Consider the following 22,585-nt stretch of genomic DNA (forward strand, 5'->3'; position numbering starts at 1 on the left):
GTGCTTTCAGAAAAGCGGCGGATTGTATCAAGCCCAGTGTAATCGTGAAGACTGAAAGTGCTGGTCTAGACGGTTCCTACACACATCTCGGAAATGGCATTCAAGTTTGCTGAGTGTTTAAACACAGAGAACGTTCCATCGCAATCACTGAGGCTTCAAACCCCAGGCGGGTAAAAGATCGCGTACCGTCAGAGCGTTTTCCATTGGGTGATCGAGTCCTTGATGAGTGGATGAATGCAATTGAACCGATGCCAAGCGTAGTCAGTTTTTTCCCCATGTCCGCATCGCAAACTCGACGAAGCGCCGCAGTTTCGGCAAACGATAGCGATCCTGTGCATAAAGCAGGTGCAATGGGCGGCTCGGTGGCTGGTAGTCGGGAATCACCGTGACCAGTTTGCCGTCGCGCAGATCCTGTTCCACCAGTGCATCGGGCAACATCACGATACCCATGCCGGTGCGGGCAGCCTGATGCAAACCGGCGGAGGTATTCATCAGCATCGGCCCGCTGACGTCGATCATGATTTCACCCTCCGGACCACTCAATCGCCAGCGTTTTTCCACCGATTGCCAGTCATCGCCGGCGGGGTAGGCGAATGACAGGCAATCGTGTTGTTGCAGGTCTTCAGGTGTCAGGGGCATGCCGCGCCGGGCCACGTATTCCGGGGAGGCGCAGACGGTCAGGGTGTAGTCGATCAATGGGCGGGCGATCAGGTTCGATTGCTCGAAATGGCCGAGGCGGAACGCGACATCGAGACCACTTTCCAGCAGATCCGGGCGGCTGTTGGTCAGCACGACATCCATTCTGACTTGCGGATACTGCAGGGAAAATTCGCTGAGCGCCGGAGCCAGGCGTTCGACACCAAAGGTTAACGGCGCGGTGATGCGCAGCAAGCCGCGCGGCTCATCCAGGGTTTGCTCGGCGAGTCGTTCGGAGTCTTGCACCAGGCCCAGCACTTCCAGACAGCGCTGGTAATAGACCGTGCCGAATTCGGTCAGCCGCTGACGGCGTGTGGTGCGTTGCAGGAGTTGCACGCCAAGGCGCTGTTCCAATGCCCGCAGGTGATTGCCGACCATGGTCGTGGACATTTCGCATTGCAGGGCGGCCGCCGTCATGCTGCCGGTTTCCACAACCTTGACGTAGACGCTCATCGACTGGAACAGATCCATTATCAAGCCCTGCTTTTAAATGATTGAAGTTTTGCCGAGTTTATCCAGTTCTGGTGGCTAACCATACTGCAAGCACACCGACCTTCACTGGAGTTTGAAGTCATGACCGCCGCCGCCCTGATGAACACGTACCAACCATTGGCCCTGAGTTTCACCAAGGGTCTGGGCACTCGACTGTGGGATCAGGCCGGTCGTGAATACCTCGATGCCGTCGCAGGAGTGGCGGTGACCAATGTCGGCCACTCGCATCCGCGGATTGTTTCGGCGATCAGCGAGCAGGCGGGATTGCTGCTGCACACCTCCAACCTCTACAGCATCGATTGGCAGCAGCAGTTGGCGCGCAAGCTGACGCAGCTGTCGGGGATGGAGCGGGCGTTCTTCAACAATTCCGGCGCCGAGGCCAATGAAACCGCGCTGAAACTGGCGCGGCTGCACGGTTGGCGCAAAGGGATCGAACAGCCGCTGGTGGTGGTCATGGCCAATGCGTTTCATGGCCGCACTCTCGGCACCTTGTCCGCCAGCGATGGCCCGGCGGTGCGCTTGGGATTCAACGAGCTGCCGGGGGATTTCGTCAAAGTGCCATTTGGTGATCTTGAAGCGCTGAAGCAGGTGCAGCAAAAACATGGCGAGCGGATCGTGGCGATTCTGGTCGAGCCGATCCAGGGCGAAAGCGGTGTGCAGATGGCGCCGCCGGGTTACCTGAAAGCCCTGCGCGAACAATGCAATCGCCACGCCTGGCTGTTGATGCTCGACGAGATCCAGACCGGCATCGGCCGCACCGGGCGGTGGTTTGCGTTTCAGCACGAAGGCATCGTTCCGGATGTCATGACCCTCGCCAAGGGCCTGGGCAATGGTGTGCCGATCGGTGCCTGCCTGGCACAGGGCCGGGCGGCGGAACTGTTCACGCCGGGCAGCCATGGCAGCACCTTCGGCGGCAATCCGCTGGCCTGTCGGGTGGGTTGTACGGTGCTCGACATCATTGAAGAGCAGGGGCTGTTGGAGAATGCCCGGACACAAGGCGAGCACTTGCTCAGCCGTTTGCGGGCGGAACTGGCGGACAACCCGAATGTGCTGGCGATTCGTGGACAGGGATTGATGATCGGTATCGAACTGAAACAGCCGATCCGCGACCTGACCCTGATTGCCGCGCGGGATCACGCGTTGCTGATCAACGTTACTCGCGGCAAGACGATCCGGCTGCTGCCGCCGTTGACGATTGATGAGCGGGAGGTGGGGATGATTGTGAGGGGAGTGGGGCGGATGCTTGAGGCAAACTGACCGCCACGAGATCGCCTGAAGTTGCTGCCGATTTTTTCGGCAGCCATTTTTTCATCCGGGTAAATCTGCTGTCGGATATTGCCGCAATCCTAATCAGGATAATCCGTCAGATCCGGCGCCTGCATCCGGGTCTTCGGCGCGCCGTTCGAGTTGTGTTGAATGATCTCTCGGGGCTGCCCTTGTTCATTGAAAAACACCTGACCGATCCCCGCCGAATTCCATAGCCGTTCACCGGCTTCGGCATGCTCGGGAACGTACGGCACGATGCGCATGCGCCGGCGCTTGGTCAGCCAGTTCAGCGGCGAACGGGGTGAGTAGAGCCAGCGGTTGAGGCGGTCGAACCATTCCAGCAGGGTGGGCGGGAATTCGTTTTTGATGCCGCTGCTGGTGATCTGCCAGATTCGCGGTCCGGCCTTGCGGTGTCGGATAAGCACTTCGTAGACAAAGGAATAATGCACATCCCCTGACAGCACCACGTAGCTGCCGGGTGTACGGGTGTGTCGGAAAATATTCAGGATCACCTGGGCCGCACCTCGATGGGCCATCCAGTTTTCCGCGTCCACCAACAAGGGGTAACCGCACCAGCTGAAGACTTTCTGCACAGTCTCGATCAGTTTCACGCCAAAGATCGGCGCCGGTGAGACGATGATCGCCGAGGGATGATCGAGCAGTTCCTGTTGCAGTTCGCTCAGGGCTTCCCAATCCAGCAGACCTGAAGGTTGCTTGAGCGCCATCTCGCTGCGCCAGCGACGGGTGCGGGTGTCGAGTACCACCAGCGCCGGGCTGGTCGGCAGCACGAAATGCCAGTGTTGGAAGCGCAGCAGTTCATCAATCAATTCGTCCTGCACGAGAGCGTCGAGATGACGTTCGTCACCGCCGGCGCTCAGGCCACGGGTTTTCTCCAGCACTGTGCTGAATGCATCCGGATTGTTGCCCCAGCCCTGACACAGCATGTAGGCGATCAGCGCGTTGCCGATGATGCGTTTGGAGAACGGGTGGCTGTAGGCGGTTTCCTCCCATTGCGCGGAAAGATTCCAGTCATCGGTGATGTCGTGATCATCGAAAATCATCAGGCTCGGCAAGTGCGCCAATGCTCGGGCGACGTTGCCAAGACCTGCCTTGAAGGCATCGATCCGGGTCTGCTCCAGTGCGTAGCGCTGCTGGCGTTCGTGCGTCAGATTCGGGACTTGCGGATCGATCAGCGTCCATGGCGTCGGCGACCACACCAACAGGTACATGGCCATGACTTCAGCGAACGTCACCAAGTGATTGTCCGCGCTGCTGCTGGTGAAAATCGGCTTGCGCGCACCGCCGAAAAATCGCTCGCGCAACGTCTCGTTGCTCTCGAGCGCCGGTAACAAATCCGCACGGTGGTAATAGCTGGCCGGGTGTTCGTAGAGTCGAGCGCTGTCGCTGACCACCGCGCCTTCGAGTTGCTCACCGAACAGGCCGAGTCGCTCGATCAGGGCGTGAATCGCCCGCAGCATCGGGCCGGCGACGTCATCGGCGTAGATCTGATCGCCGCTCATCATCAGCAAGGCAGGGCGTTGTTGTGGCTCGTTTTCAGCCGCCAGCAGTTGATCGACACAGAGCAGACCGTCAGTCGAAGGGTGATGCGGTTTGCGACAGGAGCCGTGGAGCAGTTGATCGATCCGCGAGCGCACGACAAGGTTCGGGCACAGGGCGCTGCCGTATAACAGATGCGGCGCCCAGTCGGCGACGGGATGTCGGCCATCGATCAGCAAGTCGTAATCGACACGCGTATCAAAAGGCAGGGGGCTGTCGAGCGTGATGTCTATCAGGTGAATGAATGCATGAGCGCCCACAGGAATGACCGTGCACTTCCCGGCCTCCAGTGGAATGTCTCCTGCGCCTTGCAGGCGCAAGGTCAGCGCCAGCTCGCGGCTGCCGACCAGCCAAAGCACTACGCGAGTCGGCTCCAGCCGTCGCAGCAGGGGGCCGGCCAGCACCGGAGGCAGCGCAGTCAGGTCAACAGAAGTTTGAGACATCGGAGGGCAAAACTCAGGTCGTACAGGCTGGCGATAATAGCTCAGCCTGTGCTTTCAACCCTTAAGCGAGGCTTAAGAGTCCACCTTTTGCAGCTTCAGCGCCAACAGGCGCCATTCGGCAGGCGTCGCGTCGACGCTTGGTTGTTCTTGCACGGAGCAGTCGAAACGGTAAGTGACGTCGTCGCCATTCATGTTCCGCGCGGTGACGGTGTTGCTGAAGGTGTAGACCTGTTCCTTGAATCGTTGCGGGGTGAGGCTCTTGCTATCGGCAAACCGCGCAGAAGCGGGGAAGCGCAAGGTACTGGTCACGAACGGGCTGCACATGACATACGCGAGCATCGACTTGTCGCCCTGCGCGTCGTTGCGCAGTTTTTTGCTCAGGGCTGTCAGGGCCTTGCGTCCCTGGTCGTCACTCCGGTCAATCACGGTTTGCACCGACATCGTCTTCGGCGCCCGACTGGCGTAGTTCGGCAGCAATGCCGAATCTGGTAGAGAGGGTTTGTCGTCCGGCTCGATAGCGGCAAACACTGGCGCGTCTTTCAGCGCAGCGGGGCTTGCAGCCGACTCGGCTTCCGGCAGCAACGACGTCGGCTCGGCGTCCTGCGCCACCACGTTTTCAGTCTGCGCCGCTTCGTAACGATGCGCCGAAGGGAACAGTGAAAAAGTGATCGACAACACCACCAGCGCCACAATAAAACCGCCCGCTGCACCGACCAGGTTGCCGTAAAACAGATTCCAGCTGCCGCGGTTTTTTACCACCCAGCGCCACATGAAACCCCAGGCTGCGACAAATGCCAGAAAACGCAGAAACTCCATTCGATCCTTTCCTTAAACCTGCAAAAACCTGAAAACAGTGCGTCGTGGAGAATGAGTCCTGACGGTGGACGGCAAGATATCAAAATAGATTTCTGGTGCCACGAGAACCTTCATGCTCCGTGTCGATACAGATTACTTGAGTGCAAAAAACGCCAGGGCTGTAATACCGGCCACCGTGCCACAAAGGCCTGCCAGAAGCTGCCGCGCAATGACGGGCTCGACTTGCGAGCGTCGCGCGACCAGCATCCACACGCCGATCAGTGCCGCGGCGGTTGTCATCATTTCCAGCAATGTACCCGTCAGCCCGGATACGTGTGGCCGGGTCGACCCGAACAGGCCGATGTAAAACTCCGAGACCACCAGTCCCACCACCAGACCGCTGACAGCGCCCAGCAGGTTGGCGAGAAACAGGTTCCAGCTACCACGCTGCTGGACGACCCACACCCACATGGCCGCCCAGGCTAAAAGACAAAACGCAAAGTCCATCGAATCCTTCCATTTGAGTCAGTACCGGTCAGGTTCTTTGCGCCCCGCCCGGCAGTGGATGGCAAGATAGCAAAATAGTAGCGTCGCGCCACTTTCTTCAGCTGCGCAATGGACTACACGTGCCTGGCATTTCTGGCGAAGCGCATCTGAAGACATTGATGATCAAGGTCGACTGGCGTGGCGGCCGACATTGCCGAGCCGTGCGATACGTCAAATCCTAGGTGATCTACACCGCCCATCCCGATTAGGGCAACTGCGCAATCTATAGAGAGGTCGCGGTGCCGGGCGGAGCCATGGTGGAGAGGGTCGATACCACCGATCGTGACGCGATTTTTCAATACGTGGGATGGAAGAAGCTGGAAGGAGCAGACGGGTTCCCCATCGACATTCAAGTGGTAAAGGTGTGCAAGTAGTCCGAGGGGCTGTTTCTTCAGATCGCACGTCTGATTACAGAACGTCCTTCAAATAACCCTTGAGCGCGAGGAGCGGCTGATCCAGCTGATCCAGCGACTGCGCCTGACTGAAGTCGGTCGACAACTTGTGCAGTTCCCGCCCCAACGGTGTCTCGACGCCACCCAACGCATCCATCGCCAGCGCCAGGCACTCGTTCATCTTGAACTGGATCGTCTCGACATCACCTCGGCGCACCAACAATTCGAACACGTCTTTCTGATAGTCGCCCATGACCATGTCATCCCGCAGAATCGGGCTCAGGCCTTCTTCTTCGTAGGCGAGTTTGAGGGAGAACAGGGCGACGGTTTCCAGTGACGTTTCCATACGGTGAACCTGTGTGAGTTCTCGTCGGATGGTCAGCGGCACTTTCCGACAGACGAAAAAAAAGGCCTTGCTAAGCAAGACCTTTTTTAATTTTGGTGCCCGAGGGAGACTGTAGGGCACCATATAAACCGTGGCTTGCAGCAAGGTTTTATGGTCAGGGATACATGCAGGGATACAGCCTGATGGATGCTGGCACATTTCCCATTATGGAATAATGCCTTCACCACTTAAAGGAGTATGTCCTCGATGGCTCGAGCTAAGCCCCCAGCGATGCCAACCGCTGTAAAGCCTCAACCGTCCCGTCAAAATATTGAGCGAGGAATCGATCGACTCCAAGATCGAATTTCTGAGCTTGAAGCATTTGAGGTGAACACAGTTCGTCGCGGTAATACGCCCGAGCTTGAAGGTCTAGAGATAGCCATCAAGGACACCTTGGCACGATGCTTTGGCGAAAACACATCCACCTACAACCATTTTCAAGGTGCTGCTCAACTCACGTACTACCCAAGGTTCTGGGCGGGTGACGTCTCGCCCGATTACATTGGGCCGATCGAGAAGCACATCAAGACAGCTATCGCTCTCCTAAATCAAGCCCAGCGGACGTTGAGAGAGGATCTCGCAGACTTTGAGCTCGAATCCGACGGCACTACTTCCACATTGGCCGTTTCTGAAGCGCTCTCGCGTCGCGTGTTCGTGGTTCATGGCCATGATGATGGTTCACGCGAAATGGTTGCTCGTTTTCTCGAAAGAATTGGTTTTGAAGCCGTCATTTTGCATGAGCAAGCAAACCAGGGACGAACCGTCATCGAGAAAGTAGAGGCATACGGTGATGTTGGATTTGCTGTGGTGCTGCTCACTCCTGATGATGAGGGCTGCGTTCGTGGGGGAACACCTGGGCCACGTGCTCGGCAAAATGTGATCCTAGAGCTCGGATATTTCATTGGTCGACTTGGGCGAGGGAAAGTCTGCGCGCTCAAGCGAGGGACATTGGAAATTCCGACTGATTACGCTGGAGTGGTTTATGAATCGATGGAGGGCAATTGGAAGCAGGCATTGGGCCGGGAACTTCAAGAAGCCGGATACGATATTGATTGGAACAAAGTAATGAAATCATGATGGTCGATTCCAATTATTAGTCTACTTTTATTAAAGCTATCAATTGAGCCTATAAGAGTGCTTAAAAAGCTGAATGTAGCCGTAAACTGGTCCACGCGCAGGATGCATGGGCAGTGGGTCCGAAAATAATCTTTAAAAGAGTGCTTTCATGAAGTTTTTTGAACTCGACCCGGCTGATATATCTGATCTTACCGACGGCGATCTAAGAGAGTTGGTGGCGAGATTGTGTGAAGCAGAGTTGTCTCGACAAAAAATACAGCCCTCCTGTGTATTTTGGGGAGGCGCTCAAGAGGCTCCGGATGGTGGATTGGATGTATATGTTAGGGGGGCAGGAAGTCTCACGAAGCCGGGTTTTGTAGTTCGAGATAATACAGGATTTCAAGTAAAGAAAAACAGCATGGGCAAAGCTGCATGTAAGAAGGAAATGCTATACAAAGGGCAGCCAAAGGAAGTTATTAAGAGCTTGGCAGGCAAGAATGGCGCTTACATAATTGTAAGTGGGAAAGATGACTGCACCGATAAAATGCTTTCTGAGCGTGTAGCAGGCATGAAGGCAGCACTTGTTGATTTAAAGGATAAAAATAATCTAGTCGTCGATTTTTACGGTAGGGATCGCTTAGCCGTTTGGCTACGGCAACATCCTGGCGTTGGTTTATGGGTTCGATCAAAATTAGGTAAACAATTATCAGGTTGGCTTCCATTCGGCCGATGGACGTCCGCTCCTGCTGGCTCTGATGATTTCCTACAGGATGAACACCCCTGCATTCTGGATAAAAGTTCTGGTATGGCGGACCCTGTGTCATTACTAGATGGGATAAATTTGGTACGTAAGCAGCTTCGCGCCGCTGGGAGCGTAGTACGTATTACTGGCCTGTCGGGAGTAGGGAAAACACGTTTTGCTCAGGCACTATTTGAGTCAAGTGTTGGCAAAGATGCGATTCCTTCGACCGATGTGATCTATGCAGATTTGGGTGATGAGATCTCTCCTTCTGCCTCAGAGTTGGTTTCCTATCTGATTGCTAATAATTTTTGCGCCTATGTTGTGCTAGATAATTGTCCTCCTGATGTTCATCGAAGGTTGCAGAAGCTGATTTTTAAAGGCGGTGTAAAACTAAGTTTATTAACTATTGAGTATGATATTTCTGATGATCACCCAGAAGAAACTATGGTGTTCCATATGGAGCCATCTAGTGAGGGAAATGTTTCAAAGTTGGTGCAGAAACGATTTCCAAATCTGGGGCCGCCTAATGCCGATAAGATATCAGAGTTTGCCGGAGGTAACGCCCGTATTGCATTAGCGTTGGCTGACCGGGTAAAGGCAGGTGAAACACTTTCAAATTTTACCGATGAGGAGCTGTTTTACCGTTTGTTTACCCAGCGAAAGGAAAGCAGTGAAAATTTAATGGAGCATGCTGCGATTTTATCGCTTGTATATTCATTCAATGTGGACTCGGCGTTATTGAATAACGAGCTGGAGGTTTTGGCTTTAATTGGTGGGGCGAGTCGACGCGAGCTATATAAATCTCACGCAGAGTTGTTGAGGCGACAACTGTCACAAAAACGCGGAAATTGGCGTGCCGTGCTTCCACATGCTCTTGCCAATCGGCTGGCAAAGCGAGCTTTGGAGAATATTTCAGTAGATGAGATAAATTCTGAGTTGTTTAAACCTGAGAATTCACGGCTATTAGTGTCGTGTGCGCACAGAATTGGTTATTTGCACGATATAGACCTGGCTTATGATTTGGCGGGCTCTTGGGTTAGGTTTGGAGGGCCTTTGCAGGATGTAGCAACTTGTAACGATGAACAGTTGCAGGCTTTGGAATATATAGCTCCGGTATTTCCTGTTGTGGTTCTTAATGCAATTGATTTGGCGTCGAATGAGAAGGGGTTTGCATCTAGAGATAATAAGTCTTTCAATCGGTTTGTGAATTTGTTATGTAAAATTGCTTATGATGAAAGTTTGTTTGATAGAGCTGTGCAGGTTATATTGAAGTTTGCTGAGTCTGAGAAGGTTGATGAGAATAATAATAGTATTGTTGGTAGGCTTGATCAGTTGTTTTCTCTTTATTTGTCAGGGACTAATGCGCCACCTTCGTTACGGCAGAAAGTTGCTGGGCAGCTAATAGTTTCGAGTAATGGTCGTCATCAGGAAATTGCAGAAAAGTTATTTGACTCTGCTTTTCAAGTTTCTAATTGGTCATCTTCAGCTAGTTTTAATTTTGGTGCGAGGACTAGAACATATGGTTGGGTCCCAGCAAATAAGAGTGAAGGCCAGGCTTGGTATAGAGGGTTTATCAAGCAACTTCACGCTTGTCTGGAATCTACAGATAAAAAAACGCAGTCACTCGCGAAAACTCTAATTGCAAGGCATTTTATGGGGTTGTGGTCCTTCGCGGGATGCATTGAAGAATTGGAGGAAGTGATTAAAAAGTATGGCGCTGAAGGAAAGTGGACTGAAATTTGGAGATCCATACAACGGACCATTAAGTTTCGTGGTAAAAATTTTGGCGGTGAGCTTTTACTTCGCTTGGAAGCGCTGGAAAAATTGACGGCTCCCATGGGGGTTAATGCTGAGATTGAGGCTTATGCACTAACCAATACTTGGGATCAGTCGGAAAGTTTTTCAGATAATTATACCGCGCAAGTGGATGCGATTCATGAAAGGGTTATTTTATTAGGTGTCCGCGCTGCGTCGGACTACAGGCTACTCGAATCAATCGGAGATAAGTTGTGGAGTAAACAAATCGATTCACTTCGGTTGTTTGGTAAAGGGCTTGCGCGAGGGAGTAGTGATCCGTATGGAATGTTTGAGTATCTTCTGCAATTGATGAGAGACCAAAAGCAGGAAACTATAGAGCCAGGGTTATTCGCAGGCTTTATTAATGAGGTGTACTCCGCAGATACTGAATGTGCTCGCTTCATTCTGCAATGCGTTCTTGAGGCACCTGAGCTTTCTCCTTATTTCATATTTTTGCTGTGCGCCAGCCCTATAGATGATTGGGGCATCCAAAAGCTTATTTTATTAGCTGACAGTAAAGAGGTAGATGCGTGGCGCTTTCGACAGCTTGGACATGGCCAAGCTCACAGCAATATTTCCGACTCTGATTTATGTTGCATATTAACATCCATAAATAGGTTGGATTGCGGTGTTCTGACTTCGCTGGATATCTTAGGTATGAGGTTTTTTGCTGAGAAAGGTAATAGCTATTCTCCGTCAGATGAGTTGGTATCTATAGGGACCAACTCACTCCATGTTCTTTTGACGATGCATCGAAATGAAATTAAAGGCCTCCCCAGTCATAGCATCGATTTAGTGTTGGCTGTTTGTCTTTCAGTCTCTGTGATAACTACTAAAGTTGTCGAGATCATAGATGTGCTATACGAGGGGTTGATGTCGTATCGTTTATATAATTTTGAAATTTTAAATATAATCGAAACTGTTGTTAAAAATTTTCCAGAATTGTTGCTGGATAGAATTTTTCGAAAAGATAAGCCTGTTGAACAAGCGGTTCATGTTTTTTTTAAAGATAGGGTTTCTAGAGAGGCTTCTCCGTTAAATTCTGTGCCTGTCCATCGGCTAATTGATTGGTGTGAGAAGGATGAACAAAAGCTTCAGTTTATCGCTTCTGCGTTAACTGTGTATTTGCCAGTTGCTGATAGTCTCCAAAATATTGATCCTCCAAAAGGATTTTTAATTAGCGAGCATGCGCTAGCGGTATTGGCAGCAGCTGCTAATAAAATCGACATTATAGAAGTGTTCTTTGAAAAGATTAGCCCTGACTCATGGACGAATTCATTGGCTGATATTTTAGAGTTGAGGGCGAAAGCTTTTTCAGCGCTTTTAGATTTTCCAATGGTAGAAGTGCGTGTTGTAGTGGAAGAGAAAATTATTCTTGCTGGGAAGTTCATTAAGGCTCAGCGAGAAAAAGAGGCTAGTCAAGATTTAACACGCGAGCAGCGTTTTGAGTGATTTGGTACACGTCATGCCAGCGTGGCAGTAACTCCTTTATAAAGACGGACATCTCTACGAAAGTCTCAGCTAGAGGAAAGCTGCGAGTCTGATAACCCGTGTAGGGGGCCCCCCTTTGGGAGGACCCGTAAAATCTGCCGTGTCGGGTGCGCAGGCTGCGATGAAGTCAGGGCAGACCTTCGAAGATCCGGAGCTACCTGCCGCGCCCGTTCTCGCTGAAGGTTCACGCTGTGAAAAGGGGCGAGGGGAATGCTAATGCGGAGGTGTGTAAATACAGGTGTTCCGTGTGTTCCATGTGTTCCAGATTTACTGGAGGCCACGTCTTTCAAGGCTTTCAGAGGTGGAACACCAAATGCGAACAACCGGAACACCAGTTGCGCGGAACACGTTTGGTGTTCCGCGAATGCTGTTCCGGTTGGAGGGGAGAGCATCACCGCCTGTCGCGGCGATGCATAGATGGTCACGCAGCCAGTAGCTGCTCGATAGAGATCGCGTTTGCCTTCTCACGGATTTCACTTTGGCTAATGTGTTGCCGACCCATAGGCGCCTGCAATGGCAGGTAAAGATCCTGCAGCGAGCTATAACGGCCCAGTGCTTTTTCGGCGGCGGACAACTGTGCTGCAACGTTTGCAAAGTCCTGAGCGGCTTTGTCCAGGCGGTCGGCCCAGAGGAAGCGAACTGCTCGCAGCTGGTCTTGGCGCAGATCGGTCAAGTGCTGTTTGGTGACGGTGATAGTTTCATTGAGCTTTTCGACTTCGGCCGTCAAGGCATTCACAACCGTTGCCACTCCGCGTTTACCGCGTGTCGCCAGCGTCAGGGCCTCTGATGCCTGTTTGAGAAGCTTCTCCGCTCGTTGTTCGTCCGCGTCGTCTCCTTCACTCAATGCCGCGGCATAACCGGCTGCCGCTTGTTGCTCAGCAGACTGAGCTTTCTCAATTTCGGTGCGTTTTTCGTTCTCTAGTTTCTGAAGTTTGGTTGAAAGCTTTGCACGCTTATCCTGCAGCTTTTGGAGATCTGTCTGCGCTTGGCTGATTTCCTTCTGAGCCTTTTTGATATTGGTGTTCGCGAATCGCACACCGTCTTCCCACTCAATCAGAATTTGTAGCCGCTTGATCTCGGATGTGTGCGCCTCAATCGCCGTTTTGACGTTGTTGTAAGCGTCAACAATTTCATGGGGGTATTCGGGCCTACCGGCGCGGCTTCGTGCGAATGCCTTTTTAGCTTCTTGGGCATTTTCTCGTAGGCTCGGTAACTGCTTTTTGAGTTGTTCGATGTCGATTTGATGTTGCTTGAGTTGCTTCTGATATTCGCTCATTTGAAAATTTCCGTATCTTAAATTGATGGTTCGTTCGGTTTGGTTTGGGCTGGCCAGACCCATAGCGGCCGGCTTTCCCTGCTGATGCCTCAGCCTTAAGCGGCTTCGGTTTCAGAGGTGAGGAGAGCGTTGGCATGTACTACGTAGGCTCTAGTTCTGGCCAAGCCGGGAAGCCGCACAGACTGCGCAGCACGGCCTTCTGCACTGGCTTCCAAAATTCCGCGTTCGATCAGTTCACGATTGACCAAGGTGAGGCTCATGCCCTTGAAAACTTCCGCTCTCCACGCGGTTGGTAGGAAGTAGTAGGTAACAAGCGTGTAAACACCGTCGCCCATACCGTGTTCAACCGTACGCCGGAAGCCGAGTCGGTCGGCGGTTCGTGGAGCGTGATCGTCGGTTTTGGCCGCGAGCCCGTCCCATCGGGTGAAGCGGCTTTCACCGAATCGCTCAATGACCTGTTGTAGTCGGCTCACGATGGCGTCACCTTCCATGTTTCCGGCGCCACCTCGTTCTTCGAGCCAAGCGTTCAGGCAAACCTGAGCTGCTGTGGTGGCGGTGCCTTCCGGCCAGCCGGTCACGCCCAGTGCTGTCGCCAGCTCACCAGCGGCAGCGGCAAGGCCGAAACGAGCAGCAGCTCGGTGTGCTTGTCCACTGGCCGACTCAGGTAGCGCCTTGGCGATAAAGCGCTCAACAGTGCGACGCAAGATGGCTGTCCAGCCGAGCATTTCGCCGGGCTTACACAGCGCCGACAGGAAAGCAGTCAGTGGCGTGCCGTAGTACTTGGCTACGCGAGCCTTGAGGGCGTCTGACAGGGCGGCGGCGTCTTCGAAACCGCTCAATACGTCGAACATTCCCAGGCCTTTGCTCGCGTCCGCAGGCACGGCCAGCATTCGGATCTCCATCCCCGCTTTGAGCTCTTTATTGGCGTCGGCCATGTGCTGCGCGAGCGTCTTCTCACCGGTCGAGAGGAATAACAACCGCCATTCCTGCACCTGTCGGCCTGCTTGTCCTCTGTCATTAGCGCGAGCCTTGCCCGTGCCATTGCCGAGCATGTACACCGTTTCTCCGATGATGCGCGGATCGCACATACCGATTTCGTCGAGTACCAGTACGCCGTCTGAGTGCGCAGCGGCAATGGACTCCAAAGCGTTATCTGTCGAACGCCATGACCGGACCAATCGAGGCCCGCCGTAAATCGACGCGGCGACTTGCAGGTGTGTCGTCTTACCGCCGGAGCTATCGCCATAAAGGTGGAAGCCGCCTGATTCGTGACCCAGCAAGTGCAACAGCGGCCCGGCGAAGGCCACGCTGACGACGAACGCCAAGCGATGGTTGCCAACGCACAGCGCTCCGATTTGTTGCTGCCATTGCTCCAGCGTCCCGGCCTCGCTGATCGGAGGAAGCTGAGCACCGGAGTCGCAGAAAAACAGGTGTTCGTGACTGTTGCCGATCTGCTGATCAGGCAGCAGGTACGCAGGTCCATGCCATCCAAGGCGAGTGACCAAACGCGCCCGCTCGTTGCTGTCGAAACCTTGCAGATAGCTTTGGAGATCGTTGCGCGCGTTACGGCCTGATCGAGTACCGGGTAAGCGCAATCCCATGTCCACAAGTGGCCCTAAAACATCCTTGCCAAAGTCTCCGGTCATGTTGCGGGCGGGAATATTCCAGCGCTTTTTCGCTCCGTCTGGGTCGTCGAACTCAACCAGCAAACCCCAGTTGTGGCCCTTATCGTCACGGGTACGAGCGAGGATCTCCAAGGATGAGCAAACCGGTCGCGACTCACCATCATCCCCGGTATAGAACACGCCTTCGGGGGCCAATCTAAAGCCGCCGGGCAGCAAGTCGGTTTTTGATTTTGCCGGTTGCTTGGCTGCGACTTTCGGTTCTGCGGGCTCGTCAAACGATTCATTAGTAGGAGAGACGAAAAGACTGCCGTCACGCTCCAGCTCCGCGACGTGCGCCGCCGTCCAGCCCTTAACGAGCGCGTCGGCAGCATCGTCCCCGTCGTCCCACCTGCCACCTTTGGCAAACGCTGCTTGATCGTCCTTCAACGTGGGTTTTCGCTTGAACACAGTCAGCGCAACGAGCCGTACCGATTCCGCACCGATCTCGTGCAGCTTTTTGGCGACGTCTTCCATGCACGATGTGCCGCTGCTGTCGTTGTCGGGCCACAACACGACCGTGCGGCCCTTGAGTGTTGTCAGATCAGCTTTGTGCCAAGAGTTGGATCCGTTCGGCCAGCAGGTGGCCACGTAGTTCGGCAACAGCTCGGCGGCGGCATCGGCCGCTTTCTCGCCTTCGCACAGGATCACCGGTGCGTCAGCGCGCAGGGCCAGTTCATCAAGGTGCAGCAGCGGGCGCGGATCCGGGAGACCCTGCCAGCGCCATTGCTTGGTTTGGCTATCAGCGCGCTGACACCACGTGAGGGGCGCGAAGACTTTCTTCGGCTTGCCGTCTTCATCGGGGCCGAGATCAAAGCGATACAGCGCCATAAGGGGTTGCGCCTGCTCGTCTCGGTAGATCCACACCTTGGAGGGCACGCCGTGTTCACGGTGCTTTACCGGGCATTTGTTCATGGCCTCGGTGGGGATCGGCTGGATGGCATTCCATGCCGGGGCCTTAGGCTTGCTTGGGATGGTCTTGGTCTTGGCGGCTCCGGGCGCAACGTTCAGCCAGTCCGCTAGTTTGTGGCAGGCTTCAACGTCGGTGCCGCCGTCCAGATAGCGCACCAAATCGATCATGTCGCCGCCTTTGTCGCCGGTGGCGAAGTCGGCCCAGGTGCCCTTGCTTAAATTTACCTTGAGCGATCCGGCGCGCTTGTCGCTGCGGGTTGGATTGGGGGCGGTGTATTCCTTGCCGCCATCCACGCGCTTGCCGTTGGGCAGCCAGTTCGACAAGACACGCTCAATATCTTTCAGCGCGGCGGTTTTCACGTCGGCAAAGCTTGGGCGTTTAGCGTTGTTCGATCGCTGACTCATGGCTCAGCCCTCGGCAGAAACAGCGCGTCGTTGATGTCGTCGATCAGCGCTTTGGCCATCTCGCCCAGGTATAGGGCGGGCCAGCTGAAGCGCTCGCCGTTATCACTCATGGCGGCGTCGAAATTGAGTTGATTCGCGTGATGCTGAAGCAACGACACCATCTCTAGTGCGTCTTCGACCGGAACACCGGCATTGACGCGAAACAGCTTCAGGTCAGTGGTGTTAACGCGGGAAAAGGTGGCGTGACCCAGGGTGGTGGAGGTGGTCATAGCGCACCGCCTTTCTGCACCGCAGGTGTTGAGGTGGTGTCGCCGTGCATGGCCAGCGTTTTGATCAGGCCGAGGGTGCCACGCACGTCCCAGAGGACAGCGGCGATGACGTGATTTGCAAGGCGCGAGGAATCGTTTTCGAAGTGATCCTCAAGCAGCGTGAGTACCGAGTCAGCGCGGTCGATGGCGCAAGTAATAGCATCGATGGGCACGCCGGCTTCAGCGGTTGGATTCACGCAGAGCAGATCTTCGGGCAGGGCAAAACTCAGAGCGTTATTCATTGGGCACCGCCTGCGGCTTCGAGAGCGCGAGCTTTGGCCATGTGTGCGTTATAGCGTGCGAGACGAGTAGCAAGACTGGAGTTGGCGTGTAGAGCGGCGAGAGCCATTGCACGGTGTGCAGCGGCGCGATTTTTGGACGGAATGAGGGCGTGCATGGGTGAGGCTCCTACTTTCAGACTGGAGCCGCCACCGTCCTTCCTACGGGATTGGGTGGCAGCTGTGCGCGGGGTAGGAATACCGGGATAGTAGGCACCCGGCCAGGCCGAAGCCTGCCCACACACAGCCGCCATAACACGATACTGCGGGCGAAAAAAAACGCCTGCAGTTGTGATCTGGGCGCTGATGCGCCTACTAATTCTCGGGTTCCTACGCCCGGTCGCTGAATTTGCAGCGACGGCGGCAGGATAACTCCGAGTTTTTACGAGCGCAACCAGCACGAAGCCTTGCGCATTTTTTTGATGCGACATAAATTGACCGGGCATAAAGATTGATCTCAAACGCCCCCGGTTGCCGCCGGGGGCGTTTTCGTTTCAGGCGTGGGCTTCCCAACGCAGGTTGAGCAGGGGCAGGAAGCCGTCATCGAGCATCGAGCGGGCGTCTTCGTAGGCTTCCGTTTGCTGGCCTTCGTCGACGATCACCGCACCGATGTTTTCGCAGTGGAGCGTGAGGGCGCACCAGGTGCCGTCGGCCCAGCTAAGTACGCTGACAACGCGGCCCTGTTTTTCCTGTCGGCTGCGATGGCGTTCGAGGTGCTGCATCATGGCGGATGAAAAACCAATGCGGCGCAGAACTGAAAAGGGATGCATCAACGCTTGAGTGGCAACAGATCGGCTCATGCTGCCTCCTGCACGTTGGCAAACAATGGGGGCGGAGTTTCACCTTTGAGCCACGCGGCGATCTTGCTGTCTTCTGCGCAGCGGCGACGGTGCCGCTCGGCGAGCACATTGCGCCTCTCGTTCAGGCACGTTTGCATGTATTGGGTGAGATCGGACGTGATTCGTAGGTCTGTGTAGAGCCGTTCGTTTATGATCTTCTCTTGCTCAATGTCCTTTTCAACGAGCTGGCTCCAGACTTGAGGGTCATTCGAGTAGCCGTCCTTCTGATCGATCAGCCAGTAGGTGACCCAGTTGTTGAGTGCGAATTGACTTAGCCCAGCACGGCGGCCTTCTTTCATCGCGAAATGACCATGGCCATGAACGCTGGAAAACTCGCGGCGTATAGCGTGTTTGCGGATGATCTCTGGCAGTTCCCAGGCATTGGGAGTGAGCGGCAAAACGAGGCCGTCAGGATTGAAAAAGAACGCCTCTTTTTCTTCACCGTTCCAGCTTACGCCGGCGATGGTGCGATGCCGCCAATTGATGCCGCCTTGATCGTAGAGCTGAAAGCCGACGCTGTAGGAGTCGTGGAAGGGCCCTTTGAATGGGCAGTAAATACGCTTCATGCGGCCACCTCATCACGGGCTTCAATGCGACCACGTGCCCACGCTTGGACTTCGGACAAAACCCAGGCGACTGGGGCGCCGCGAGCGTTGCTGTTTGTGAGCTTTACGGTTTTTGGAAAACCACTTTCAGGCTCATTCATCAGCTTGTAGATAGTCGGGCGGGCGAGACCGACGATACTCATGACCTCGCTAATACGGATGAACGTCAGCGATGGATCGATTGGCGTGGAATCGTTTGCAGAGGAGCGGAGGCGAGAGGTTTTCATTTCTCGTTCCTCGCAGTTGCTTCAGCGCTGTGTGTGCGGCTTTCCAGCCACGTTGACACATCTTTAGGTCGATAACGCACGCGGCTTCCGACTTTTACGTACGGCAGCGGATTGCGGCGCGAACTACGCCAGGCTGCGAGTGTGCGATGCGATAATCCTAGAGTGGCGGCCACTTGATCCGGGGTGAGCAGATCAGTGGCTGAAGGCGAAAGCGGGGTAAGGGATTGAGGCGTTGCGACGGTCATTCAGCGTTTCCTGTAGTCATGGAGAGTTACAGGGCTAACGCTAAATCGGAAAAGGGAAACGAACGGCGGTTCACTTCCTTTTTTGGAGTATTTAAATTGCTCACCGTCCGTGCTGGTCTTGGTGAGGCTAGGTATCAGTCGTCAGCGTCCCCTCATCCAATTGTCTAGTTTTTTATGAATTGTTCACGATGAAGGTTTTTTATCTGATAGAGTTTTAAGTATTAGTTCTATGGGGCTTGAAAAGGGGATTTCAACTAAGCTGCCTGGTTGGGATGATCTAAACAAACTTTCTAGAATTAAGCGTCTATCCTCGTCAGCTTTTAATTTTCCCTCACTTAATAGTGCCAAATAGGTTTTTGTGAATGTGATGCGCTCGGCGGCGTCAAGTGCGAAGTGTGAGTGAGTATTAAATTGACGTAAGGTTATTCGTATTAGTACGCCAAGTAGGGTAATCAGTAGCGCTGCGCCAGCGATGTCGGCTATAGCTAAAGAGAGTTCAGATTTTGTTTGGCCAAGAAGTAAAGGGGTGGCAGTCGTAGGTGCGGCGACAGAACTCGGAGTTGGGTTTTTGGCTTCAGGGTTAGGTGCTATCGAATCGGCTTGAGTATGTATATATTTTGAAATGCCGGCGGCTCCACCAAAGCTATAGTATGTGAGGAGCGACGAAAATGTGAACGTCATGGAAGCTATAATTGCTAGAAACCAAAGAAACTTGAATTTTGAGTGATTTTTTTTGCGATTGATCCAGTACTGTACGGATGCATCGAGATCGACTTGATCGTCATAAGCCGCTTTGGCAGAATCTAAGCGGTGTTTGGCGTCGTCAAGTGATTGCGCCGCTTCATTTTTAAATTTACTTGCATAGCGCCTATAAACCTTATTTCTGCGTTTGAAGGATCTTTGAATTCCATTCGCTTCGTGATTGATATTTTCTTTTACGGATTTAATGTGGTTTTCTATTTCTATTTGTTGATCATTTATATTTTCTAATGAGGATTCTGCGTCCTCCGTAAATTTTTCAAGCACCTTATTTAGGGCTTGAATTTTAGAGTTTTTTATTAGTCCGGTGGTGTCGTCATTTGAAACGGCAATTTGAATTGCCACAGCTTTTTCGTACGCAAGTCCTGAAACCTCTGTGAAGGTGCGAAGATTACCGTTCGCAAAAATTATGTTTCTGTTTTTTTGTGTTATGTAAATTATCAAAAATGCCGCTGTAATATCGCCGTAGCTCTCACGAGTTTTTTGAATTAGCAGTCCTTCTTTGCTTGTACTTTCGATGTAGGGTTCGCTCGCGGAGCCTAGAGAAAATTCCCCGAAGTTCGGGTGGCTTTCTTCAAATCTATCGAGTAGCGGTCTTAGTTTTGAAAAGAAAAAAATATTGTATATCTCGGCAGTGTAGCCACGGTTGTTGCCTTGGATTTCTTGGAGCCATTTCCAATGAGCTATTTCATTGTTGATGTAAGCCTGAAAGGTTGCGCTGTCTTTAAATTTTTTCTCTTTATCATTTATTAGAGGTTTTACCGAAGGCTGTGCCATAGGTCGTTCTCTTCCCTGATTGTAGTCCATGGATGATAGCTGATTTACATGCCATTTTTAGCAGAGAGTCTTGCGTTAAGGACGCATATGAGACTCACTGCGTTTTGGAAGCCGCTTCGCCTATAAATACGTTCAGTTGCGATATAAGCAAGAGCATCCGCATGGGCTATCGTTCTGTTGAGCAGAGCACACCTTCTGTAATCAGGATGTTGCGAATTTGCTTTGTGGAGAGCTTAACCGTGCCTCCCAAGGCTTTAAGCGCAGAGTCGGTGCCAGCAATAATTCCTACGATCTCTCTTTCCGATCGACCATCACATAGTAAACGTCTAGCGTGGGCGCAAATGCTTTGATTGCGATCTATGGAGGCCTCGCGACGTATCGCCGCCGAACTCTTTCCCGCCTTGCGCGCGATTGCGCTGATTCGGGCTCTATCGGCGGTACTCAAAACTGGAGAGGCGTAGATGTTCGCCAATGTCATGTAATGGCGAGCTGTACCCGTCAAGTCTGCTACATTCTCTCGGGTTTCTATTTCCAGATACGCTTGTTCATGGCGTAGCTCTTCCACGAGCGCAGCAAAATCCTCCGGTATTTCTGCAATCAACGCTGGCAGAAGCTCAAGATTCCCAGAGCTCAGATCTGTATCAAAACCTCTCAACCACCTCTCCAGCGTCTCTATTGCTCGACAGGCGCGATCAATCGCTAGCGCGGCGATGAACTGGCTATCAGTGATATTCGAATTGGATGATTCACCTATCGTCCAACTGATGCAGCGAGGCAAATCGTCCGTGGAACGTTCAAATTGTTGGCTTATGTTGGATGCAAGCCTTCTTACATTCGTTAGTACCCGGACGGACTCAACAGACCACTCTCCATGTTGCTGATGACTTCCCCAGTGCTCCTGACCTTGGCGGATGAGTTCGAGAGCATCATCAATGCGATAGGAAAACTCGTCATAGAGCGTGAATCCCTCGAACATCTCGGCAACCTCCCAACCTTCGATGTCGAGAGGAGCGCTCAAGTAAAATTTTTCTTTCAACATTCACCCCTCGCCCCGTTTCCGTGATCGAAAAAAGCGAGCGCTTGCGCCCGGCAGAGCTGTGATGCCGTCAGCGAGAACGGGGGAATTCGTGGGTACCTCTTCTCGGCTGTGGAACACATTTTTTGTGTCTTTGCCCACGTGTTCCAGTTCAGCACTATTCGTGTTCCACCGCTGAGCGCCTTGAAATTAAAAGCTTTCAGCAACTTTGGAACACGCGGAACACGCGGAACACGCGGAACACCGCTTTTTTGAGGTTTCGGAGTCTGCAAGGTCAAATCGCCTTTCCAAGCTCGCCCGACGCGACGATCCCGTTCTGTAGTTTGTCCAGATGATCGGCATACCACTGCATCATTGCTGTCCGTTGCTCGAGGTACTGAGCTTTGTTATAGACCCCCGAGATACCCTCTTCTTTGTGGGCTAATTGGGCCTCCACATGTTCCTTTGGCCATCCGTGTTCACGCAGCAGGGTGCTAGCCGTATGCCGTGTGCCGTGGCCAACAAGACGTCCTTTATAGCCAATGGTCGCGAATACCTTATTTATCGTGTTTTCACTGATAGTCGGGTTCTTGGCACCAACTCCAGGAAACAACCAGCGGCTACGCCCGGTTAAAGAGTGCAGCTCTCTCAGTGCGACTAGTGCTTGGCGCGGAAGGGGGCACACGAAATCTCGGCGCATCTTCATCTTCGATGCCGGTGTAGTCCACAGAGCTTTATCGAGATCAAATTCTTTCCACTCCGCTAGACGAATCATTCCCGGCCTCGAGGCTGTCCAAATGCAAAGCCATGCCGCGGTCCGAGCGGTGAGTCTGCTAGGGGTGTGTTTTAAAGCGTTGAGAAAATCGCCGAGTTCGGGCTCTAGCAAATGAGGGTGTTGTTGAGTCTTCGGTGCTTGAGCCGCGATGTCGCGTAGACGGCTACCAGGATCGTTTTCTGTCAGTCCCAAGCCGATTGCTCTGCCAAAGATCTGGTTTACCCACGTCCGACACTTTTCCGCTACGTTATGCGCCTCCCGAGCTTCGAGGGATGCTTGGAGATTTGCACAATCGGTTCGTGTTATTTCGTCCAGAGGTTTATTACCCAGCGCCGGAAGGATGTCTTTGTCGAGGTAGGTGCGGATTTTGTTGAGAGTAGAGGAGGCGAGACCTTTTTCCTCTTTTGCCTTGAGCCAAGCTTCCGCAGCCGCTCTGAAGGTTCGAGTTCGGGCGGCATCGATTGCCGCTTTTGCGGAGCGCTTTTGTTCAAGAGGGTCGGCACCGCTACTGACAACCTTTCGTAGATCGGCTGCTTTTTCACGGGCAAGCGCGCCGCTAACTTCTGGATAACCGCCGAGGCCCATCCATGCCCAGTTACCTGCAGGGCGCTTGTACCGGAGTTGCCATGACTTGCCCCCGTCTGGCTTGACCCGGAAGTACAAGCCGTTTCCATCCAGTTCTCGGTATTCCTTTGATTCAGGCTCTAGCCCGGCAAGTGTGGTATCGGCGAGAGGGCGGCGCTTGATGTCTGCGCGTTTCATCCTTGTATCCCAAAGTTCGGTGATTTCGTCAGGATACAAGCAGGGATACAGGGATACAACGGATAAGGGGAGATAGGGATAAA

At 53.4% G+C, this 22,585-nt stretch carries 19 protein-coding genes; 3 read left to right on the forward strand and 16 right to left on the reverse strand.

Annotated features, from left to right (window positions below):
* Positions 1–261 precede the first annotated feature (261 nt).
* A complete protein-coding gene (locus J5M72_RS22300; RefSeq protein WP_169431808.1) occupies positions 262–1,167 on the reverse strand; it encodes a LysR family transcriptional regulator in 906 nt (301 codons plus the stop codon).
* 102 nt (positions 1,168–1,269) lie between these two features.
* Between J5M72_RS22300 and J5M72_RS22305 the strand changes: the two genes are divergently transcribed.
* Positions 1,270–2,445, forward strand: coding sequence for an aspartate aminotransferase family protein (locus tag J5M72_RS22305; protein ID WP_169431807.1), 1,176 nt, complete (start codon positions 1,270–1,272; stop codon positions 2,443–2,445).
* Positions 2,446–2,534: 89 nt separating this feature from the next.
* Here the strand turns inward: J5M72_RS22305 and J5M72_RS22310 are convergent, their stop codons facing one another.
* The 4 genes from J5M72_RS22310 to J5M72_RS22325 form a co-directional block, all read right to left on the reverse strand.
* Positions 2,535–4,454 (reverse strand): alkaline phosphatase D family protein, encoded by a 1,920-nt coding sequence (locus J5M72_RS22310; protein WP_207867117.1) that lies wholly within the window; start codon positions 4,452–4,454, stop codon positions 2,535–2,537.
* A gap of 72 nt (positions 4,455–4,526) precedes the next feature.
* Entirely contained in the window at positions 4,527–5,270 is a 744-nt protein-coding gene (locus J5M72_RS22315) for a hypothetical protein (protein WP_207867118.1), read from the reverse strand.
* A 132-nt stretch (positions 5,271–5,402) separates the two neighbouring features.
* Positions 5,403–5,756 (reverse strand): hypothetical protein, encoded by a 354-nt coding sequence (locus tag J5M72_RS22320; RefSeq protein WP_207867119.1) that lies wholly within the window; start codon positions 5,754–5,756, stop codon positions 5,403–5,405.
* A 447-nt stretch (positions 5,757–6,203) separates the two neighbouring features.
* Positions 6,204–6,533, reverse strand: a complete 330-nt coding sequence (locus tag J5M72_RS22325; protein WP_207867120.1) for a hypothetical protein — start codon at positions 6,531–6,533, stop codon at positions 6,204–6,206.
* A gap of 246 nt (positions 6,534–6,779) precedes the next feature.
* Here J5M72_RS22325 and J5M72_RS22330 point away from each other — a divergent pair, with 246 nt between their 5' ends.
* Positions 6,780–7,649: a nucleotide-binding protein gene (locus tag J5M72_RS22330; RefSeq protein ID WP_207867121.1), complete on the forward strand. Its 870-nt coding sequence runs from the start codon at positions 6,780–6,782 to the stop codon at positions 7,647–7,649.
* A gap of 148 nt (positions 7,650–7,797) precedes the next feature.
* Positions 7,798–11,619: a hypothetical protein gene (locus J5M72_RS22335; protein ID WP_207867122.1), complete on the forward strand. Its 3,822-nt coding sequence runs from the start codon at positions 7,798–7,800 to the stop codon at positions 11,617–11,619.
* Positions 11,620–12,079: 460 nt separating this feature from the next.
* On the opposite strand, the gene J5M72_RS22340 is transcribed toward J5M72_RS22335, so the two are convergent.
* The 11 genes from J5M72_RS22340 to J5M72_RS22395 form a co-directional block, all read right to left on the reverse strand.
* Positions 12,080–12,934, reverse strand: a complete 855-nt coding sequence (locus J5M72_RS22340) for a hypothetical protein (RefSeq protein ID WP_207867123.1) — start codon at positions 12,932–12,934, stop codon at positions 12,080–12,082.
* A gap of 95 nt (positions 12,935–13,029) precedes the next feature.
* Entirely contained in the window at positions 13,030–15,912 is a 2,883-nt protein-coding gene (locus tag J5M72_RS22345) for a DUF927 domain-containing protein (protein ID WP_207867124.1), read from the reverse strand.
* The gene (locus J5M72_RS22350) at positions 15,909–16,181 is read right to left on the reverse strand and encodes a DUF3077 domain-containing protein (protein WP_207867125.1); all 273 of its coding nucleotides are present in this window, start codon (positions 16,179–16,181) and stop codon (positions 15,909–15,911) included. The genes J5M72_RS22345 and J5M72_RS22350 overlap by 4 nt, the downstream gene beginning before the upstream one ends.
* Complete coding sequence (locus tag J5M72_RS22355; RefSeq protein ID WP_207867126.1) at positions 16,178–16,462, reverse strand: hypothetical protein; 285 nt, start codon at positions 16,460–16,462, stop codon at positions 16,178–16,180. Before J5M72_RS22355 ends, J5M72_RS22350 begins: the two co-directional genes overlap by 4 nt.
* Before the next feature lie 530 nt (positions 16,463–16,992).
* Positions 16,993–17,298 (reverse strand): hypothetical protein, encoded by a 306-nt coding sequence (locus J5M72_RS22365; protein ID WP_207867128.1) that lies wholly within the window; start codon positions 17,296–17,298, stop codon positions 16,993–16,995.
* On the reverse strand, positions 17,295–17,903 hold the full coding sequence (locus tag J5M72_RS22370; RefSeq protein ID WP_207867129.1) for a hypothetical protein: 609 nt from the start codon (positions 17,901–17,903) through the stop codon (positions 17,295–17,297). The genes J5M72_RS22365 and J5M72_RS22370 overlap by 4 nt, the downstream gene beginning before the upstream one ends.
* Positions 17,900–18,169 (reverse strand): AlpA family phage regulatory protein, encoded by a 270-nt coding sequence (locus J5M72_RS22375; protein ID WP_207867130.1) that lies wholly within the window; start codon positions 18,167–18,169, stop codon positions 17,900–17,902. Before J5M72_RS22375 ends, J5M72_RS22370 begins: the two co-directional genes overlap by 4 nt.
* Positions 18,166–18,414 carry a helix-turn-helix domain-containing protein gene (locus J5M72_RS22380; protein ID WP_207867131.1) on the reverse strand — a complete coding sequence of 83 codons (249 nt, stop codon included), beginning with the start codon at positions 18,412–18,414 and terminating at the stop codon, positions 18,166–18,168. Before J5M72_RS22380 ends, J5M72_RS22375 begins: the two co-directional genes overlap by 4 nt.
* A gap of 183 nt (positions 18,415–18,597) precedes the next feature.
* Positions 18,598–19,950 (reverse strand): DUF6161 domain-containing protein, encoded by a 1,353-nt coding sequence (locus J5M72_RS22385; RefSeq protein ID WP_207867132.1) that lies wholly within the window; start codon positions 19,948–19,950, stop codon positions 18,598–18,600.
* A 166-nt stretch (positions 19,951–20,116) separates the two neighbouring features.
* On the reverse strand, positions 20,117–20,989 hold the full coding sequence (locus tag J5M72_RS22390) for a hypothetical protein (protein WP_207867133.1): 873 nt from the start codon (positions 20,987–20,989) through the stop codon (positions 20,117–20,119).
* A 271-nt stretch (positions 20,990–21,260) separates the two neighbouring features.
* Entirely contained in the window at positions 21,261–22,502 is a 1,242-nt protein-coding gene (locus J5M72_RS22395; protein ID WP_207867134.1) for a tyrosine-type recombinase/integrase, read from the reverse strand.
* Positions 22,503–22,585 lie beyond the last annotated feature (83 nt).

It is taken from the genome of Pseudomonas sp. 58(2021), from assembly GCF_017491585.1.
GTDB classification, from domain to species: Bacteria; Pseudomonadota; Gammaproteobacteria; order Pseudomonadales; family Pseudomonadaceae; genus Aquipseudomonas; species Aquipseudomonas fluorescens_BT.

What these genes read in the sequence shown, in the direction of transcription:
- J5M72_RS22300 (WP_169431808.1), bottom strand. Translation starts at nt 1,167, where the DNA reads ATGGATCTGTTCCAGTCGATGAGCGTCTACGTCAAGGTTGTGGAAACC.
- J5M72_RS22305 (WP_169431807.1), top strand. Translation starts at nt 1,270, where the DNA reads ATGACCGCCGCCGCCCTGATGAACACGTACCAACCATTGGCCCTGAGT.
- J5M72_RS22310 (WP_207867117.1), bottom strand. Translation starts at nt 4,454, where the DNA reads ATGTCTCAAACTTCTGTTGACCTGACTGCGCTGCCTCCGGTGCTGGCC.
- J5M72_RS22315 (WP_207867118.1), bottom strand. Translation starts at nt 5,270, where the DNA reads ATGGAGTTTCTGCGTTTTCTGGCATTTGTCGCAGCCTGGGGTTTCATG.
- J5M72_RS22320 (WP_207867119.1), bottom strand. Translation starts at nt 5,756, where the DNA reads ATGGACTTTGCGTTTTGTCTTTTAGCCTGGGCGGCCATGTGGGTGTGG.
- J5M72_RS22325 (WP_207867120.1), bottom strand. Translation starts at nt 6,533, where the DNA reads ATGGAAACGTCACTGGAAACCGTCGCCCTGTTCTCCCTCAAACTCGCC.
- J5M72_RS22330 (WP_207867121.1), top strand. Translation starts at nt 6,780, where the DNA reads ATGGCTCGAGCTAAGCCCCCAGCGATGCCAACCGCTGTAAAGCCTCAA.
- J5M72_RS22335 (WP_207867122.1), top strand. Translation starts at nt 7,798, where the DNA reads ATGAAGTTTTTTGAACTCGACCCGGCTGATATATCTGATCTTACCGAC.
- J5M72_RS22340 (WP_207867123.1), bottom strand. Translation starts at nt 12,934, where the DNA reads ATGAGCGAATATCAGAAGCAACTCAAGCAACATCAAATCGACATCGAA.
- J5M72_RS22345 (WP_207867124.1), bottom strand. Translation starts at nt 15,912, where the DNA reads ATGAGTCAGCGATCGAACAACGCTAAACGCCCAAGCTTTGCCGACGTG.
- J5M72_RS22350 (WP_207867125.1), bottom strand. Translation starts at nt 16,181, where the DNA reads ATGACCACCTCCACCACCCTGGGTCACGCCACCTTTTCCCGCGTTAAC.
- J5M72_RS22355 (WP_207867126.1), bottom strand. Translation starts at nt 16,462, where the DNA reads ATGAATAACGCTCTGAGTTTTGCCCTGCCCGAAGATCTGCTCTGCGTG.
- J5M72_RS22365 (WP_207867128.1), bottom strand. Translation starts at nt 17,298, where the DNA reads ATGAGCCGATCTGTTGCCACTCAAGCGTTGATGCATCCCTTTTCAGTT.
- J5M72_RS22370 (WP_207867129.1), bottom strand. Translation starts at nt 17,903, where the DNA reads ATGAAGCGTATTTACTGCCCATTCAAAGGGCCCTTCCACGACTCCTAC.
- J5M72_RS22375 (WP_207867130.1), bottom strand. Translation starts at nt 18,169, where the DNA reads ATGAAAACCTCTCGCCTCCGCTCCTCTGCAAACGATTCCACGCCAATC.
- J5M72_RS22380 (WP_207867131.1), bottom strand. Translation starts at nt 18,414, where the DNA reads ATGACCGTCGCAACGCCTCAATCCCTTACCCCGCTTTCGCCTTCAGCC.
- J5M72_RS22385 (WP_207867132.1), bottom strand. Translation starts at nt 19,950, where the DNA reads ATGGCACAGCCTTCGGTAAAACCTCTAATAAATGATAAAGAGAAAAAA.
- J5M72_RS22390 (WP_207867133.1), bottom strand. Translation starts at nt 20,989, where the DNA reads ATGTTGAAAGAAAAATTTTACTTGAGCGCTCCTCTCGACATCGAAGGT.
- J5M72_RS22395 (WP_207867134.1), bottom strand. Translation starts at nt 22,502, where the DNA reads ATGAAACGCGCAGACATCAAGCGCCGCCCTCTCGCCGATACCACACTT.